Here is an 18,120-nt window from a genome sequence, read left to right on the forward strand (position 1 = left end):
TCTGCCAAAAACCAAAGGGAAGAGGAATGAGCCTTGTGATTGGAACGACGCGTTTGAAGCCCAACAGCACCGCGACGAGGGCGGGCGGCTGGCGCGCCCTGGTGGGCGCCTGCCTTCTGGGTGCCACGCTGCTCGCGGGCGGCGTGCAGGCAGCGCCGTTGCCGCTGGAGGGCCGGCAAATCGACATGACGGCGCGCGAGCAGCCCATTGGCGCTTTCCTGCAAGACTTCTTCGCCACGCTGGACGTGCCCGTCTCGGTCAGCGCCGATGCCAAGGGCGCCGTCAACGGCGTGTTCCGGGGCTCGGCCGACCGGGTGCTTGACAACATCCTGCGCTCATTCGGCCTGCTGGCGTACTACGACGGTTCGGTCGTCCACGTGTACACGCCGGGCGAGATCACCACCAAATCGTTCGCCATGCAGCAGGGCAACGCCGGCGCCGTCATCACCACCGCGCGGGACATGAAGCTGACCGACACGCGCAACACGCTGCGCGTGAGCCAGAACGGCGCGCTGATCGCCTCGGGCAACCGCCGCTTTGTGCAGATGGTGGGCGAGCTGGCCACCGGCCAGCAAAGCCAGTCCACCGCGCTGGCGCCCCTGGGCTTCAAGGTGTATTACCTGCGCTACGCGTGGGCACACGACGTATCGGCGCAGTTTGGCGGCGGCACCACCGTTATCCCCGGCGTGGCCAGCATCCTGCGCTCGCTGCTGACCTCGCAGCGCGGCAGCGCCACGCCCGCGCTGGCGCAGTTCCGCAGCGGCAGCGAGCAAAGCCTGCGCGACCAGGGCCTGCGCCGCCAGGGCACGCTGGGCGCGCGCGGCGCCAACCCCATGATGCCCACCGCCGACACCGTGCAACAGGCCTGGGGGCGCGGCGGCGGCGTGGACGTGGTCATGCTGGACGCGCGCATGCTGGACGGCCTGCGCGATACCCCGCCGCCCAGCGAAGCGCGCGTTGAGGCGGATACCCGCTTGAACGCGATCATCGTGCGCGATTCGCCCGACCGCCTGCCCTATTACGACGAGCTGATCAAGTCGCTGGACGTGCAGCCTCAGGCGCTGGAGATCGAGGCGACCATCATCGACCTCAAGACCGACAAGCTGCGCGAACTGGGCATCAACTGGCGCCTGAACGATGACCGCTTCTCGTTCCTGTTCGGCAACGGCACCAGCAGCGACAACCGCCTGGTGAACAACGTCCCGGTGCAGGACATCACGCCCTCCGGCCAGGGCGGCTTCATGTCGCTGGTGCTGGGCGGGCGCAACAACTTCATTGCCCGCATCACCGCCATGGAAAACCAGGGCGTGGCGCGCGTGGTGTCCAGCCCGCAGGTCATGACGCTGTCCAACGTCGAGGCGCTGTTTGACCACACCCGCAGCTTCTACGTGCGGGTGGCCGGGCGCGAAGAGGTCGACCTGTTCAAGGTCTCCGCCGGCACCACGCTGCGCGTGACGCCGCACGTCTTCCAGGAAGGGCAGGACGTGCACATCAAGCTGCTGGTGCAGATTGAAGACGGGGCCATCCTGCCGCAAGCCACTGTCGATACGATTCCGGTGGTCGAGCGTTCATCGGTCAACACGCAGGCGCTCATCGTCGCGGGCGAAAGCCTGCTGATCGGCGGCATGGTGCGCGAGGTCACCTCCGAGGGCGTCACCAAGGTGCCTTTCCTGGGCGACATCCCGCTGCTGGGCCACCTGTTCAAGACCAACACCGACTCCGGCGAGCGGGTAGAGCGCCTGTTCCTGATCTCGCCGCGCCTGGTGCCGGCGCGCCGCCCGATGGCCGCCAACGCGCCCGTCGGCCCACAACGCCCAGGCGGCGCTGTGGCCATACCGCCCATGCCCGAGCACGAAAAGCCGGCCTGGGCGCGTCCGCGCACCGCCACCGGTGCGACCGGCCCGCAGGCCAATCAGCCTGCCGCCGGAGAGCAATGAGTGATACCGTTTCGTCGACACCCTTGACGAGGAGCCACACCCCATGAAACCCAGCCTGTTGTATGAACTGAGGGTCCTGAACGGCGAGCAGCGTGGCGCCTCGTCGGCAGTACACCCTGGCGACACGCTGCGCATCGGTCGCGAATGGTCCAACGACGTCGTGGTGCAGGGCGCGGGCCACAGTGCCGCCAACCTGCTGCTGCAGGCCGACGGCTCATTGGCCCTGGGGGTGGATGCCGGCGACTGCAGCGTCAACGGCGCAGCGGTGCCCGCAGGCGAGCCGGTCACCGTGGGGCTGTACACGCCCTTCATGGTGGGCGATACCTGCATGGCGGTGGGCCGCGTTGGCGCGCCGCAGTGGGCAACGCTGTTCGACGACGAGCCAACCGCCGCCGCGCCAGAAGCCGAAACGCTGGCGCCCATCGAGATCACGTCGGCCCCCGCCAACAAGCGCCTGCGCGGCGGTTGGGCGCAGCGCCTGCTGACGGGCGGCGCGGCCCTGGTCGCCGTATCGGCCTGCGCCCTGACCATGGCGTGGGCCATGGGCCCGGGCACGCTCAAACCCGCCGAGCAGGTGCAGCACATGCGCCAGACGCTGGCCCATCTGGGCTACGGCATGCTGGACGCCGAATACCGCGACGGCCAGTTGGTCGTCACCGGCCACCTCGACACGCTGGCCCAGCGCTCCAAGCTGGAACAGGCGCTGGCCAGCCAGTCGCAGGCGCGCGTGGCCGTCACGGTGAACGAGCAGGTCACCGCCGCCGTGGCCGAGGTGTACCGCCTCAACGGCCTGAGCGCCGAAGTCAAAAGCACCGGCCCTGGCGTGGTGCAGGTGCACACGCGCGAGGCCAACCAGGCCGAGCTGGAGCGCGTGCAGGCCCTGGCCAAGCGCGATGTGGCGGGGCTGAGCCTGATCGTCGCCTCCAACGACGCGCCGCCCACGGCGCCCCGCGCCAACGCCACCGTCACCGACCCTGGCAAGCGCGTGGCGGCCATCGTGCCGGGCGAGCCGGCCTACGTCGTCACTGCCGACGGCACGCGCTACTTTGAAGGCGCGGTGCTGCCCACGGGCCACCGCGTGCTGGCCATCTTGTCCGACCGGGTGCAGATCGAGCTGGACGGCACGACGAGCACCTTGAACTTTTAAGCCGTGCAACGCAGCGTCTTTCAGGGACCCACGCTGCGTTGCCCGACCACTTGCGTCGGGGTCCCTTTCCTGCAGCTTCAAGCTGAACGAGGTTCCAGATGAACAACAACGTCAATCTGCTGGCCGCCATGGCCGTCACCCCTTCAACCGCCAGCCGCCAGGGCAAGCCCGCCAGCTGGTACGAAGTCATGGCCGAGGCCTGGGGCAAGACGCTCGACGCCAAGGCGCACGAGATCGAATCGGCCGCCAACGAAATGGCCGGCGGCAACGACTCGCCCGCCCACATCACCCAGATGACCGCGCTGGCGCAGCAAATGGGCTTCATGTCCAACAGCGCGCACACGTCGCTGCAATCGGTGGGCACGGCGCTCGAAACCATGGCGCGCAAGCAGTAAGGCCATGACTTCGATCGCTACCTCCCTGGTCGCACCCGACGCGATGGCGTCGGCGGCGGCCGGTGGCGTGAACGCCGGCTATGGCGTGTCGCTGACCGATCTGTCGGGCTTCTCGGATGCCTTGTCGCGTGCGCAGCAAGGCAGCCCGAACGTGCTGGAGCCGCAGGCCGTGACCGGCCCGAGCGAAAGCATGCAGGCGCTGTTCAAGCCGCTGGAGCACATCAACGCCGAAGCGGCTTCGCTGCACAAAAGTGCCGAGTCCGCCATGGCCGCCGGCACCGAGATGAGCCCCGGCGAAATGGTGATGCTGACGGTGCGCGCGCACGAGTTCCTGTTTCACAGCCAGCTGACGGCCAACATCGCCAACCGCGCGTCCGACGGCCTGCAGCAGCTGTTCCGCCAGCAGGCGTGACGCCCAGCCACCTGGCGCGCGCCTGCGCACCGGGCCAACACCTTGGGCGCTGCGGTATGACAGCGCGCCCAGCCCTATCGCCGGCCTGCCCGCCGGGAGCGAAGAATTGAACCGTTGCCTGCGCCCATCAGCGCGCGTTGGGCGTGTTTTTATAGCCAAATCCGGCCCCAGCGCCCACTGCACCAGCGCTGGCAGCTATTGTTTTAGAAGCGCTTACGCACCATGACGCCCCCTACTTCACGCCGCATCGCACCCTGGCTGGCCCCGCTGGTGCTGGCGCTGCTGACGGCGTGCTCGCAGCAAGAGCTGTATGGCCAGCTGAACGAACGCCAGGCCAACGAGATGGTGGCCGTGCTGCGCAACGCCGGCCTGGAGGCCGAGAAAGCCCCCGCGCGCGACGGCAAGTCGTTCGTCGTTAACACCAGCGCCAACGATTTTTCGCGCGCCGTGGAGGTGCTGCACGCCGGCGGCTTCCCGCGCGAATCGTTCGACACGCTGGGCCAGGTCTTCAAGAAGGAAGGCTTCGTCTCGTCGCCCACCGAAGAGCGCGCCCGCTTCACGCACGCGCTGTCGCAAGAGCTGTCGAACACGCTGTCCAACATCGACGGCGTGGTGCAGGCGCGCGTGCACGTGTCGGTGCCCGAACGCAACCCGCTGGCCGACAAGCCCACGCCCGCCACGGCGTCGGTGTTCATCAAGCACCGCCCGGGCGTCGACATGAGCCAGCAGGTCGGCAAGATCAAGGGCCTGGTCGTCAACGCCATGGAAGGCCTGCCGTACGACAACGTCACCGTGGCGCTGTTCCCGGCCGAACCCATCCCGCCGGCGGCGCCGCGCTCGGCCCTGCTGGCGGCCTGGGCCAACTACGGCGCAGCGATCGTCACCGTGGCTGCCCTGGGCGTGCTGGCCGTGCTGGCCGCGCTGTTCATGGGCTGGCGCCAGCGCCGCCAGCCCGGCGGCACCGCGGGCGACCAGTTGCCCGTACCCACCACCCAAGCGGCCGCACCTGCGCGCCGCCCATCCATGCGTGCCGTGCACGCCGACGCCGCCAGAGCGGCCGCCGACAGCTGAGGCCCCAGCGCATGCCGGGCACCGATTCCCCTTCGCCCGCCGACGCCCGCACGCGCCGCGCCGAGCGCCTGGCCGTGGCCCGCGCCCTGCAAGCCGCGCCGCTGGCTTGGGCCGCCATCGACGCCTGCCCCGCCTGGGTGGCGCTGCCCAAGGCTGAGCAGGATCTGCTGGCCGCCCATGCAGGCGCATGGTGGCTGGCCGCCTCGCTGCGCGCGTGTATCGACGGCAAGCGCCTGCAGCGCGTGTGCGATTTGCTGGGCGAGCAGCGCCTGACCGCCTTGCGCGACGCCCCGCTGGTGGCCCGCGCCGAGGTTCTGGGCCACATGCCCCGCCCCACCCTGCCCCCGGCAGACGAGCTGGCGCCGCATCTGCTGGCCTGCGGACGCGCCCTGCTGGCCTGGAGCCTGCCGCCCGCCGTGCGCGGCCCTGCGTTGCGCCACCTGGGCTGGCCCGCCACCCAAGGCGGCGACACCAGCGCCTTCGTCACCTATGCCGATTGGGCGCAGCGCAGCATCGCCGCCACCCTGGCCGATTCCGCGCCCACCCCCACCGCAGGTGCGCTACCCGACACTCCGGCGGACGACGATGAGGCCATGGCCCCCACCGTGTCGCTCAACGCCCGCATCGACCCCATCGCCACATGAGCTACTTGCTGGCCCTGCTCCAACGGCCCGAACTCACGGTGGCCACCACCCATGCCGTGGTGCCGCCCCAAGACCTGCCGCCCTTGCAGGATGCGCTGGCCCTGGCCGACCAGCTTTCGGCGCTGCTCGCCAGCCAGCACGAAGCGGTGGCCCGCGCCCAGGCCGAAGGCCGCGCCAGCGGAGAAGCGGCGGGCTTTGCCGCCGGCCAGACCCGAGCCCTCGACGAAGGGGCGCACACACTGGCCGAACAGCTGCAGCGCATCGCGGCAGAACAAGCCGCCCAGCGCGAAGAGCTGCGGCACGCACTGGTGGCGCTGGCCGCCGGCATGGTGCGCCGCATGGCGGCCGATCTGGCGCCCGCCCAGGTGCTGGCCGCATTGGCTGAGCGCGCATTCGACCACGTCGTGCCGCCGCAACCCGTGCGCCTGCGCCTGCCGCCCGCGCAGGTAGACGCCGTGCGCGCCCAACTGGCCCTGCGTGAACTCGCCCTGCCCGTGCAGTGCACCGCCGACGACAGCCTGCACGGCCTGGACTGCGTGGTGGAATCGTCCGCCGGCAGCTTGCTGGCCGGGCTGGACGCGGTGCTGGAGCAAACCAGCCAGGCGCTGGCCACCAGCCTGCGCACGTCCCCCGGCGAAGGCGCACAAGGCGGCACCGAAGCAGCGCCCACCCGCCCCGCCACTGAACCGCTGGGCCAAGCATGAGCACACCGCCCGCCCGCCCCCTGCTCGACCCGCGCCTGCTGGACACGCTGCAGGCGCTGCAGCCCGCCGTGGCGCGCGGCCGCGTGGTGCAGGCGCTGGGCACCACGCTGCGCGTCAGCGGCCTGCGCGCGCACATCGGCCAGCAATGCCTGATCCGCGACCCGGCGCGCCCGCAGGCCACGCCGCTGCGCGCCGAAGTGGTGGGCCTGCGCGAGCACGAAGCCATCCTGGTGCCGCTGGGCCACCTGCAAGGCGTGTCGATGGGGGCCGAGGTTGAGATCATCGAGCGCGGCGCCCTCGTCCCCGTGGGCCAGGGCCTGCTGGGCCGCGTGCTGGACGCATTTGGCGAACCCCTGGACGGCCAGCCCCTGCCCGCCAACACCGCGCTGCGGCCTTTTCAATCCGAGCCGCCCAACCCCCTGACCCGCCGCCCTGTCGAGCAGCCCTTCATCACCGGCGTGCGCGCGATCGACGGCCTGCTCACCGTGGGCGAAGGCCAGCGCCTGGGCGTCTTCGCCATGGCCGGCGGCGGCAAATCCACGCTGCTGGGCATGCTGGCGCGCCAGGCGCAAAGTGACGTGAACGTGATCGCGCTGGTGGGCGAACGCGGCCGCGAGGTGCGGGAATTCCTCGAAGACAGCCTGGGCCCGGAAGGCATGGCCCGCTCGGTGGTGGTGGTGTCCACCTCCGACCGCCCTGCCATGGAACGCCTGCGCGCCGCGCAAACCGCCACGGCCATCGCCGAGAGCTTTCGCGCCCAGGGCCAGCGCGTGCTGCTGATGATGGATTCGGTCACCCGCTACGCCCGCGCGCTGCGCGAAATCGGCCTGTCGGTGGGCGAACCCGCCGTGCGCCGCGGCTTTCCGCCCAGCGTGTTTGCCGAGCTGCCCCGCCTGTTCGAGCGCGCCGGTAACGACGCGCACGGCAGCATCACCGCCTTCTACACCGTGCTGGCCGAGGACGAAGACGGCTCTGACCCCGTGGCTGAGGAAACCCGCTCCATCCTCGACGGGCACATCGTCCTGTCGCGCCAGCTGGGCCAGGCCGGGCACTACCCCGCCATCGACGTGCTGGCCAGCGCCAGCCGCGTGTTCAACCGCGTCACTGGCCCGGACCACCAGGAAGCCGCCCTGCGCGTGCGCGCCCTCATGGCCAAGCACGAAGAAATCCGCTTCCTGCTGCAAGTGGGCGAATACGCCCCCGGCAGCGACCGCCTGGCCGACGACGCCATCGCCGCCCAGCCCGCGCTGCAGGCCCTGCTGCGCCAGCGCCCCGACGAAGCCAGCGACATTGGCCACACGCTGTCGCTGCTCGGCCAGTTCGCCTAGGGCCTGAACAACCACCACCATGACCGACCCAGGCCGCCAACTGCAAGACGCCCGCCAGCTGCAGCGCCTGCGTGAGCTGCGCGAACGCAAGGCGCTGACCGCCTTTCGCGCCGCTGAAGCCGAAGTCGCCCGCGCCCAGCAGGCGCTGGACGAGCGCCAGCGCACCATGGAACGCCTGCAGCGCGCCCGCGACGACCTCAGCCGCCGCATCGTCGGCGACTGCGCCCCGCAGATGGGCCGCCTGTCGGGCTACGTCAGCGCCACGCAGGAAGACCTGGACGAGCAGCTGGAGCGCACCGAATACGCCCTGATCGACGACGAAGAGGCCCTCAGCAACGCCCAGGCCCATGCTGCCCAGGCCCACGCCGCCTGGCTGCGCGCCGTATCACAAAGCGGCTCGGCCCAAACCCTGGTGGGCGACGCCCGCAAAGCCCTGCTGCGCGAGCGCGACCGCCGCCTGGAACGCGAAGACGCCCCCGCCCCACCCGCTTTCTTCTGACAGAGGAGCACCGCCATGAGCCAGATCAACCAGCCCAGCACCCGCTCATCCAGCCCCAGCGAAAGCAGCCAGGGTGCGCGCCCCGTCTCAGCCGTCACCCTGCGCGCGCCCCCGCCGGTAGAAGCGCGCCAGCAGTTCGACGCCGCCATGCAACGCGCACAAGACGACGACGACCGCACCGAGCCCAAGCGCCCCACCGGCAACGCGGGCGAAACCCGCAAGCCCCACGGCGACGACAACGACGTCGACCCCCGGGACACCCTGGGCGCCCTCGGCGCGCTGACCCCCTTCACCCACCTGCCCAACGGCCAGCTGGTACCCGGCGCCGTGGCCGGGGGCGAAGCGCTGCTGGGCGGCGCAGCCGCCCAAATCCCGGTGCCCACCAGCCGCACGGGCCTGGCCGCTGAAACCCAGGCCGGCCAAACCATCGGCGGCGCCCGCCAATTCAGCATGAACATCGTCGCAGAACAAGCCGCCCTCACCCTGCGCATGACCCAGGCCGGCCCCGCCCACTGGCATTTGCGCCTGGCCACCGACGCCGCCACCCGCCAGCAACTGGCCCCCCACGTCGAACGCCTGCGCGACCGCCTGCGTGAACGCCAAGGCCAGCACACCGCCGACTTCGACCTGGAAGACGACGGGACGGCGTAAGCACAGGGTTCGTCGCCGCCAGACACGCGCGCCTCACACGGTTTTTGCAAACCGCCTGATTGGCCAACGCATCACCTGTTGGGGCGTGTGCGCCGCCCCTTCAGCCATCGACGACCATGGTGGGGCAGCCGTTGAAACGCCGTGCGCACATCAAAATCCATAGCTACCAGCGCACGCCCATCCTGCGCCAGAGGCTGATTTCGACCACCTTTTCCCAGCGAGCTCCAGCGCACGCAAGTGCAACCGGCGTTGCGTCATAACACCGGATTTCATGGCGACGGAGCATTGCGCGCTGCTGCCTTAGCAGTATCCGCGCGCCGTTCCCTGCACATCGCAGTCTTCACCCTGTGGCACCTGGCAAAGTGTCGGCACATGGCGCGGGCTGACTGGCTGAGCTCTGGTTGTTTAGTTGGGCGCGCACCCAGGCATTGCCAATGCCCACCCGGGCGACTGCCACCACCGCGCTCAACGCTGCGCGCATCAGTTGGTGCGCCGACACCCGGAATGCCCGAGACGCAGCTCGGGTCCAGCGCAGCGGATGAATCCACCTCGTAGTTCTCCTAGCTAGGACAGTTACCAACTGCTAACGCTCCGTATGGCGGCTACAGGCTCGAATTGACACACTCGTGACAGGTTGGCAGGTGTACGCCAGCCTGCTTAAGTACAAGTGTCTCAGGGAGTTTTTCATGCAAGTCGCCTCGAATCCAGCTGCTGGCTCTGCCTGGCCCACGCCAGCCGCCGCGCCCTCCCCGAACGCGCCGGTCGATTCGCCAGTGATAGGTGCTGCGGCCGCATCGGTCGCGGCGCAAGCTGTTCCGTCCATCGCGGACCGCATGTTCATGCGCCAAGAGTCGCACCCCGCGCCTTCGACGCCGTGGGGCAACGCTGACTTTGCCCAGTCCCCCTCTGCCAGCCTGGCGAATGTCGGTCTGGCTGCCGCGGCATCCGTCCATGCGAGCGAGGTTGGCGCAAACAACGGCGCGTTGCTGATGAGCAGTGGCGCCTTGAGCGCGCTGCCCATTCCACCCCACATGCGTCAGGCGATGGATGCGGTCTACGGCCTGCCGCCGCGCCGGGACGGCGAGCGCAACTTCTCTAGCGGACAAGATCTTCCGTCTGGTCAGCAGGATCCGAACGACCGCGACGCGCTACCCCGCCAAGGCGCAGAGCCTCCCTTGCCACCTGGCAAGGACGGCCATCCGCTCAGGGCGAAAGACCCCATACGGCTTCCGCCTGGTAAAGATGGCACTCCGCTACGCGTCACAGGCCCAGCTGAGCGGCCTTTCTCGCAACGTCGAGGTGCGCCAGAAACACCGGGCGCACCGGAAAACCAAGCGGCATCACCTCCAGTAGCAACTGCACAGACAAGCGCTGCAGCTGGCATTGCGCCCGCGCATCCCGTTTCCCAAACCAGTCCCAGCGCAGACCCAACGGAGATCGCAGCGCTTGAACTGTTTCTGGCTGAGCCCGCCAACAAAGAGCTCATCACCCATTTCGGCGGCGCACTCGAACCTCTGCCCACATGGACCACCGTAGGCCAAGGCATCGAAGCTCGCTATGGATCAGACCTGGGCGGTCGGCTGTATCAACTCCAGAACGCCCAGAGAGCCGTCGAAGGAGAGTTCTTCAAGGAAATGGATCGGGCCAAGCAAACCCCGCCCGCCACCGTCGCTCCTTCAACGCTGCGCAAAGACGAGGCAACGCCTGAAAGCGGCAAGGACGGCTGGGTCTATAAGGCCAGCGGCGGGATTGAGGGCGACCCGGCCAAATGGGTGTTTGACCCAGGCGCGTTCGCCAAGAGTTACGCGGCGGGCGACAGCCCTGCCCAACGCGGGCTAGCCAACGTGCACGGTGGCGACCCTATCCGGCTCGTTCCTGCGCCCGACACCGAGGTCGGTGGTGCCGACAGCTGGCAGATGTCCGGGGTGACTGTGCGACTGGGCCGCCGCGCGGAACAAGCCGAGGGCGTGACGTCCGGCGCGTTGCTGGCCAAGGATGGTTGGGTACCGTCGGGCCTAGAACGCCGGGATTTCCATCTCGACCCCAATCGGATCACCAAGCTGATCAACAACGAGGCGCTCTGGTTTGACCCCGTCCATGGCTTCACAACCGACATAGACAACCTCAAGCCCGACGCCTTGGATAAGGCAATGCCGTATATTTTTGCGGCCGCTGTCACCGCCATGACTTTTGGCGCAGGCAGCACCGTGGCAGCTGGTATTGCAGGTGCTGCCGGCGGCGGCACATCGGGCACGGTCGCACTGGGCGCGGCGACCGGTGCTGTCAGCAATGCTGCACTACAACTGGCTGCCAACGGGAAAATCAACTTCGGTCAGCTTCTACAGTCCGCTGTGGCTGGCGGCGTAACCGCTGGTTTGTCGAAACTCCCGGGTGTCGGTGAATATCTGGATCCTGCCGGCAAATCATTCGGCGGGCGTCTGATGGCGTACACCGGGCGCGCTACCGTGCAAGGCGCTATCCAAGCCGTGTCCGGCGGCAAATTCAAAGATGGTTTCGCCAGTGGCCTGATGAGCGGGCTAGCCGGTGAAGTGACAGCAAAAATCGACGCCGAAATAGCCGACATGAAAGGATTGAGCGCGACAGAGTCCAGCGCGTTGCGCCTGCTCAGCCGCGCCGCCGGCAGCGCACTGCGCGTCGTCGGAACCAACGATCCTTCCGCCGGATTCGCCAGGGACTTCTTGGGAGGGCTGATGCAAGACGCGGCAGCGTCGCACCGCCCAGCCGACCAGGTGGATGAGGCTGCTTCCCCCGACAGCGGGGCCTTACCAGCAGCATCAAACCATGGCACGTCCGCGCAAGGCGACGACCCGTCATCCATATCCACCGGTGCGCCCAACATAACTGTCGGCAAAGGCGACACGCTCGAACGCCTGGCGCGCCAACAGTACGGCGAGAACTGGCGCGCTGGCCTGACCGCCATGATGGCCGCCAATCCGGGCATCACCACCAACCGATGGGGTAGCCCCATCATTCAGCCAGGGCAGACACTCAACACTCCGTCGCTGGATGGGTTCGAGGTTGATGCGTTGAGTCGACTCAATCAAACCGGCGGGCAGATCGTGGCCAACAACAGCCGGGGATTGGACGTACGTGCGCAATTGCAGGCTGAGCAAGCTCGCCGCGCTGCCGCGCAGCAAGCAGCGCAACGCCCGGGCGCTTCGGGGATGAGCCAGCAAGAAGCGTACGACCGCTACATGGCCTATGGCGGTCGTAGCAATGGGTACGCGAATGAAATGGGGGATGGCTACAAGCCGACTTGGCACCAAAGCGGTGGAACTGCTGGCAGAACCAGCGTCAGGGAAGTCGTAGATCGCGCCAACGAGCTGGCCTACAGTCCTCAACTGACGAGAGAACACTTATTGGCCGGAATGGAAGACGTCCGTACGGCGATGCGCGATACAAACTCCAACGAACAGCAACTATGGCTGCAAAGTGCGGCGTTGAGTCTGCACGTGGCGGGAGCAAGTCGAGGATTGATCGCGCCTGGCGAAACATTGAACAGCCCTGAAATGCTGGGCCTCGGGGTTACATCTGGAGCATTTGGAGGCTCAAATGCATCTACACCAATGGGCAGAGCTGGCCGCGTTGCCAGCGACACTGGAGCGAACTATCGCTCTGCATTTCGTAGTATCGACGTTGAAGAGGCGATTGCCGCGGGGGGCCTGACCAATAGTACTGCAGGCCTGGGATTGCGGTCGCTTGATCCAACTCGAGTGGGTTTTTCACAAAGTTGGATTTCCGCAAGAAGACCCGGCGTCGATTATAGTTTTAGCACTCTGACTGAAGGAATGGGCGCTAGTGGCTGGGTTGGAAGGCCGGTAGATGTTGTGCGCATGCCGAATGGCACACTAACCAGTATCGACAACACTAGAATTCTAGCGGCTAGACAAGCAGGCATACGGATACACGCCAACATTCGAGGCTTTGACGATCCCATTCGGGACACCTCCCGGAGGGCAGGACTTTCTGTTCAAGGTATCACTCCCGGAACGTGGGGCGAGGCAGCCCAACTTAGGATAAACGATCCGTGGCAGAACAGCACATCGAGAAATGGCCAAGTGCCCAACTGGTCCCAAAGATTTCCGACCGGATCACTTTACGACCCTAATGTTTGGAATGGCAGATAGTCCAATGACCAAAATTCAACTCTATCCACCGCCCATGTTACCACCTGGCTTTCTTTATCCGCAGTCACTGATATCCATGGCTGAGTTGAGTAAACCTCCAGACATATATCCCTGGTGGTTTATAGACAGCACCTCGGAATTTGGCAAACTGGCATATGAATGCCGTCATCACGACGGCAGAAATCTGATACCCTTTTCCAAGGTGGATGGCGATTTGGATGACATTGCCTGTTTCGATGGCGACGACTTATCAGGCAACCCAGCCGTTCTTATGTTGATTCTGGACGGGTCAAATCGAAATTATTCATTTCAGAATTTTGATGCCTGGCTAAACTTTGCCACCGAATATTCAACCAATCTGCGAGAGTTCTTGCGTAAAAACAACCTTTATTAAACCAACGAATTCCTCTAGGGAACGTCTGCGCAATGCGCTTTGAGATGTGCTGACGCGGAGCCGCCAAGCCAACTCGTTTTCTCAGCTTCGACAGCGCGCGGGGCGATGCCGTTTTCGACCCAGTTCCTGGGCGTTCGGCTGTTTGCAGACGCACTCATGCCTGCGCTCCCATCAACGTTCGCCGCATCATCCACAGGTTGGACAGAGCGAACAGCGTATGCAACTGCGCGGTGTTCTTGGCCAGCCCGCGGTAACGCACCTTCACGTGCCCGAACTGGCGCTTGATCACCCGGAACGGGTGCTCGACCTTGGCCCGGATGCTGGCCTTCAGGCGTTCGAGTTGGTCGGTCAGATCGTCGACGAGCTTGGTCTTGTCCAGTTCGCGGCGTTTGCCTGGACGCATGGCGATGTTCCAGCGCACGCCGGCTTTGGCATCAGGGCGCTTGTCCGCTCCTTGGTAGCCTGCGTCACCCCAGGCCTCGGTTTCTTCTCCATGCAGCAGCGTGTTGGCCTCGACCACATCGTTCACGCTGCCAGCCGTTGCGCGCACCGTGTGCACCAGGCCCGATTCGGCATCCACACCGATGTGGGCCTTCATGCCAAAGTACCACTGGTTGCCTTTCTTGCTCTGCTTCATCTGCGGGTCGCGCTCGCCCGAGGCGTTCTTGGTCGAGCTGGGCGCGGCGATCAACGTGGCGTCCACCACCGTGCCGGCGCGCAGCATCAGGCCTTTGGCTCCCAGCAGCTCGTTGACCAGCGCCAGGATCTGGGCGCTGAGCTTGTGTTCCTCCAACAGCCGGCGGAATCGAAGGATCGTGGTCTCGTCGGGCACCGGTGTGTCCCAGTTCAAGCCTGCGAACTCGCGGAACAAAGGCACGTCGTGCAGCGACTCTTCCATCGCCGGATCGCTCAGCGTGAACCACTGTTGCATGAAATGGATGCGCAGCATCGTCTCCACGGCAAACGGTGGACGACCGCGCTTGCCTTCAGGCGCATAGGGCGTGATCAGGGTAACCAAGGCCGCCCACGGCACCACACGTTCCATTTCTGCGAGGAACTCGCGCTTGCGTGTGCGCTTGGTCGTCAGGTTCAGGCCCAGGTCCGCTTGCTTCATGGCGTCAATTGTCTTCGCGCTCCCGCGCCGATCAGCACATCGAGGCTCGATTTACGCAGACCTTCCCTAGGCTTGAGGCATTGGCGAAAAATACGAAGCCGGGACTTTCTCGGTAAGCCATACGCCGTTTTCCGCTTGAAAGAAGACAAAGCCGTCTTGGTGCATTCTCAGTGCCTCTACTTTCAGCACGACTGGTTTGCCGTAGCGCTGGCCAACTGCAAAGGCTGTTGGAATGTCCCCCGCCAAATGCGTATGATGGCGCTGCCCTGGCAGCAGTCCTTCGGCGAGAATTGAACCCAGGAATCGCGTGGCGGTACCGTGGTACAGAAATTCCGGCGGCGTTTTGGGCTGGTGGCGGATATCTACCGCATCGGTCGAATGCCCTTGCAAGGCGCGAATGAGACGCCCGTCTTCAGAAATTGCGAAGCGCTTCTTTTCACTGCCGTCGATCACGGCACGAATCAGCTCCACGTCAAGATCGTGACCCGCTTTCCTGGCGGCCAGAATCAATTCGCTCAGATCAGCCCAGCCTTCGCTGCTCAGCGTCAAGCCAATTTCGCCTGGGTTGTGGCGCAGCACATAGCTGAGGAATTTGCTGGTTTCAGTAAGTTGTTTTTTCATTGCATTGCCTTTAGTACACCTATTCGACGGACGGGGTGGCTTGATCCGCGTGAGATCGCCGCCTTGACGCCCGAAACGATATCAATATACCCAAGAAAGATGTAGATCCATTCTATGCGACGCATGGATTTGGCCGATATTCAGTGTTGGCTGTACGCCAACGCGGGCGACACGCTAAGGATTGATGACCAGCGGCTTGATCTCAAGGTTTACCACACGCGGGCGCCGCACCTGAGTGACGCGGCCGACCTGTCTGGCTCAGTCAGCACGCTGGACAGGTACACGGCCGATGTGGCGAGTAGCGGGCGCAGCGACAACTACCAGCGAGCGATAGGCGAGGCGCACAAGCATTCGTAGAGATGGGCAGACTTGGGCGAGAGGAGACGGTGTTTAATCGACTTTAAAATAATCGTTTATAGTCAAGGCCAAATGATGCCGAAAGAGAGTTATCTCGAAATTACGCCATCGGATTAATAACAGAAAAATAAAATGAATGATTTTAATTGCATTGATTTTGCAAAAGATTATCTTTCCTCGCAGGGAGTAGAATATCTTCCTCCTGGACACATTGGGCAACGCGAACCCCAACGTGTTGAGGTTGTATTTCAAGCACCGGACACACTCGATCCTGATGTTGCGGCAGTTGATCCGCCAGACATAAGGGTCTGGGTCAGCCTGAACAACGGGAGTGCAGAATTAATTCCGCAGATGTAAGTGATCAGGCGACCAAAATAAATACCCATTCGAAAAAACTGGGATTGGGCTCAAATTATTACCCATCGGTACATCTGAATTGAATCCGCCCATGCACTGCATGGGTGAGAAAAATCGGAGGATGCACAAGGCACGGTGAACGGCCAACACCGCATGCACCCCGGCGCGGCCAACGGAAGCCGCGCACGCTCAGTGCGCCCTCTCCATCGCGCCAAAGGCAAGCCCAACACACGGCGGATACGCCCGGTGCGGCCAAGGCCACGCTTGGCGTGTGCGCACGCGCACGTGTCTGACACGCTGCGTAACGCAGTCTGGCCGCCAGGCAGCACCCACTATATTGAATGCCAAATAAGGCTCTGGCGCCCGCGCAGCAAGCGCCGGCAGCTATCAATTTTGAACCAACTACCGACCGCCCTGCCCGCTGGCTACGTGGCGCTGTCGCCGCTGCGCGTGGTCGGCCGCGCGTTGGAAGGGCCTTTGCCGCCGGCCCGGGTTGACGCGGCTGCCGCTTTGGGTGGGCGCATCGCCATCTCTGTAAGCAGAAAGTGAGCATTTGGGCGATTTAGTTCAGTGGCCAAGGCAAACGCGCACCGTGCGCCCCAAAAACTGACCGCAGATTTGTCGTAATTTCGGCAAATAAGTCACGAGCGGGTTGGAGTTGTCAGCAGAGTTTGGTTCAATCGACTGGGTGCTTACCGCCGCCTGCTGGCGAGTAACTTTTGGCTTACACATCAATCACTTAAAACACATTTCAGAGGAATCTTCGCCATGAAAAAGACCCTTGTTTCCCTCGCCGTTCTGGCCGCCGCCAGCGGCAGCGCCATGGCCCAGTCTTCGGTGACTTTGTACGGCACGGCCGATGCGGGCGTTGGCAAGTTCCAGGGCGGCAAGGTGGGTATGCAAACCAACTCGTTTGTGAATACCAGCGACAGTTTCATCGGTTTCCGTGGCACGGAAGATATGGGCGGCGGGCTGAAGGCGGGCTTTCAGTTTGAAAGCAGCATCAATCTGCGCGATGGCAGCACCGATCAGGCGTCTGGCAATTTGACCAAGACCATGTACCAACGCGCTGCCAACGTCTGGCTCGGGGGCAACTGGGGTACGGTGCGCCTGGGCCGCGCTTATACGCCGAGTCGCAACGCATTGGCAGCATGGGACTTGCTTGGTTATGGACGAAATTCAGCTTTAGTCAACGCATATGGCGCCCCCGGCAACGTTGAGGAGCGCAACAACAGCCAAATCAGCTACAAAACGCCTGATCTCGGCGGCTTTGCTGCGGAATTGGGTTATGTGCTTAAGCCCGACAACGGCGGCAATGCCAAAGTGGACCTAGGGCTGACCTATGTGAATGGGCCACTGCGTGCCGGCATTTCATACAACAAGCAAAAGAACTCCAAAGCAAATTATGCTGTCGGCGCTCAATACTCGTTTGGAATGTTTGCGCTTGCCGCTGGCTATCACAGCATGGCGGGGGGTACATACTACGATGATTCAACCCACCTCCCAATCCAAGGCTCAGTTGGTACAGCACGTGGATTCACGTTGGGTGGCAAAGTGAATTTTGGCGCCGCCAGTTTTCTCGTCAACGTAGCTCGCGACACGAAATCAGAGTATGAAGTTAATGGAGTTCACTTCAAAGGGAAGAAACGCACAGACGGGGTAGTCGAAGGTCGATATGCCTTCTCAAAACGCACGTTTGTCTATGCAAACTACGTTCGCTACGATGGCGGCAATAACTACGGCATCGGAATGCGTCACGATTTCTGATGCTCACTGCGGCCTTGCCCGCGTGACTAGCCGCGGCTAACTCGGCACTTGCAGCGGTGCAGGCACGCACCGCGCCGCCTGACGGCGCGGTTCGGTGCGCCACCTTCGCCACCCCAGCCGCCAAGAGCGTGCCGACGGCGGCTTGGCCGCCATCTGCGCAAAGCCATCTAGACCCCCAGCCAGCCCACCGGCACCACGTCGCACGGCCCTGCCCGTGCTGGGCCGCCAGCCCTGGCGGGTGCAAGCGGGCGGCGGCCATCAGGCGGTGCCGCTCTTGGCTGAATGGATGCGCACGGCGCGCTGACCCGCCCACGCTGCACGCACCGGGCGTGGCCAACAGAGGGCGCGCACGCTCAGTGCGCCCGCCATCGCGCCAACGGCAAGCCCGACACCCGGCGGATACACCCGGTGCGGCCATGGCCACGCTTGACGTGTGGGCTCGCGCACGCCCCTGGCGCACAGCGCGCGCGCAGTCTGGCCGCCAGGCAGCACCCCGTAGATTGAATGCCAAACAGGGCGCTGGCGCACGTGCAGCAAGCGCCGGCAGCTATCATTTTTGATGATTCGGCGTATT

Annotated in this window: 17 protein-coding genes; 15 read left to right on the forward strand and 2 right to left on the reverse strand. The window is 64.9% G+C overall.

Features of this window, described 5'->3' with window-relative positions; translation table 11 throughout:
• The first annotated feature begins 26 nt into the window (after positions 1–26).
• The 12 genes from sctC (at position 27) to C6570_RS18040 (ending at position 13,330) form a co-directional block, all read left to right on the forward strand.
• Positions 27–1,937 (forward strand): type III secretion system outer membrane ring subunit SctC, encoded by a 1,911-nt coding sequence (gene sctC / locus C6570_RS17395; RefSeq protein WP_106704338.1) that lies wholly within the window; start codon positions 27–29, stop codon positions 1,935–1,937.
• A gap of 43 nt (positions 1,938–1,980) precedes the next feature.
• Positions 1,981–3,084: a SctD/MshK family protein gene (locus C6570_RS17400; protein WP_106704339.1), complete on the forward strand. Its 1,104-nt coding sequence runs from the start codon at positions 1,981–1,983 to the stop codon at positions 3,082–3,084.
• Between the two features lie 98 nt (positions 3,085–3,182).
• Complete coding sequence (locus C6570_RS17405; protein WP_106704340.1) at positions 3,183–3,479, forward strand: hypothetical protein; 297 nt, start codon at positions 3,183–3,185, stop codon at positions 3,477–3,479.
• 4 nt (positions 3,480–3,483) lie between these two features.
• Positions 3,484–3,891, forward strand: a complete 408-nt coding sequence (locus tag C6570_RS17410) for a hypothetical protein (protein WP_106704341.1) — start codon at positions 3,484–3,486, stop codon at positions 3,889–3,891.
• 222 nt (positions 3,892–4,113) lie between these two features.
• Positions 4,114–4,962 (forward strand): type III secretion system inner membrane ring lipoprotein SctJ, encoded by an 849-nt coding sequence (gene sctJ / locus C6570_RS17415; RefSeq protein WP_211297616.1) that lies wholly within the window; start codon positions 4,114–4,116, stop codon positions 4,960–4,962.
• An 11-nt stretch (positions 4,963–4,973) separates the two neighbouring features.
• Complete coding sequence (locus C6570_RS17420) at positions 4,974–5,606, forward strand: hypothetical protein (RefSeq protein WP_106704342.1); 633 nt, start codon at positions 4,974–4,976, stop codon at positions 5,604–5,606.
• Positions 5,603–6,310, forward strand: coding sequence for a FliH/SctL family protein (locus C6570_RS17425; protein ID WP_106704343.1), 708 nt, complete (start codon positions 5,603–5,605; stop codon positions 6,308–6,310). The genes C6570_RS17420 and C6570_RS17425 overlap by 4 nt, the downstream gene beginning before the upstream one ends.
• Positions 6,307–7,638, forward strand: a complete 1,332-nt coding sequence (locus C6570_RS17430; protein ID WP_106704344.1) for a FliI/YscN family ATPase — start codon at positions 6,307–6,309, stop codon at positions 7,636–7,638. The genes C6570_RS17425 and C6570_RS17430 overlap by 4 nt, the downstream gene beginning before the upstream one ends.
• A 19-nt stretch (positions 7,639–7,657) precedes the next feature.
• Positions 7,658–8,137 (forward strand): hypothetical protein, encoded by a 480-nt coding sequence (locus C6570_RS17435; RefSeq protein WP_106704345.1) that lies wholly within the window; start codon positions 7,658–7,660, stop codon positions 8,135–8,137.
• Between the two features lie 15 nt (positions 8,138–8,152).
• The gene (locus C6570_RS17440) at positions 8,153–8,788 is read left to right on the forward strand and encodes a hypothetical protein (RefSeq protein ID WP_106704346.1); all 636 of its coding nucleotides are present in this window, start codon (positions 8,153–8,155) and stop codon (positions 8,786–8,788) included.
• A gap of 833 nt (positions 8,789–9,621) precedes the next feature.
• Positions 9,622–12,936, forward strand: a complete 3,315-nt coding sequence (locus C6570_RS17445) for a LysM peptidoglycan-binding domain-containing protein (RefSeq protein WP_211297617.1) — start codon at positions 9,622–9,624, stop codon at positions 12,934–12,936.
• Positions 12,937–12,940: 4 nt separating this feature from the next.
• Positions 12,941–13,330, forward strand: coding sequence for an SMI1/KNR4 family protein (locus C6570_RS18040; protein WP_123812292.1), 390 nt, complete (start codon positions 12,941–12,943; stop codon positions 13,328–13,330).
• A 154-nt stretch (positions 13,331–13,484) separates the two neighbouring features.
• Here the strand turns inward: C6570_RS18040 and C6570_RS17450 are convergent, their stop codons facing one another.
• The gene (locus C6570_RS17450) at positions 13,485–14,444 is read right to left on the reverse strand and encodes an IS5 family transposase (protein ID WP_106703603.1); all 960 of its coding nucleotides are present in this window, start codon (positions 14,442–14,444) and stop codon (positions 13,485–13,487) included.
• 66 nt (positions 14,445–14,510) lie between these two features.
• Entirely contained in the window at positions 14,511–15,065 is a 555-nt protein-coding gene (locus tag C6570_RS17455) for an RNA 2'-phosphotransferase (protein WP_106704348.1), read from the reverse strand.
• A 123-nt stretch (positions 15,066–15,188) separates the two neighbouring features.
• On the opposite strand from C6570_RS17455, the gene C6570_RS17460 reads away from it, so the two are divergent.
• The 3 genes from C6570_RS17460 to C6570_RS17465 all read left to right on the forward strand — a co-directional run bounded on the left by C6570_RS17460 (position 15,189) and on the right by C6570_RS17465 (position 17,546).
• Positions 15,189–15,422: a hypothetical protein gene (locus tag C6570_RS17460; RefSeq protein WP_106704349.1), complete on the forward strand. Its 234-nt coding sequence runs from the start codon at positions 15,189–15,191 to the stop codon at positions 15,420–15,422.
• Positions 15,423–15,554: 132 nt separating this feature from the next.
• Positions 15,555–15,779, forward strand: coding sequence for a hypothetical protein (locus C6570_RS18045; RefSeq protein ID WP_123812294.1), 225 nt, complete (start codon positions 15,555–15,557; stop codon positions 15,777–15,779).
• A gap of 768 nt (positions 15,780–16,547) precedes the next feature.
• Positions 16,548–17,546, forward strand: a complete 999-nt coding sequence (locus C6570_RS17465) for a porin (protein ID WP_106704350.1) — start codon at positions 16,548–16,550, stop codon at positions 17,544–17,546.
• The last annotated feature ends 574 nt before the right edge of the window (positions 17,547–18,120 follow it).

It is taken from the genome of Ottowia oryzae (assembly GCF_003008535.1).
GTDB classification, from domain to species: Bacteria; Pseudomonadota; Gammaproteobacteria; order Burkholderiales; family Burkholderiaceae_C; genus Ottowia; species Ottowia oryzae.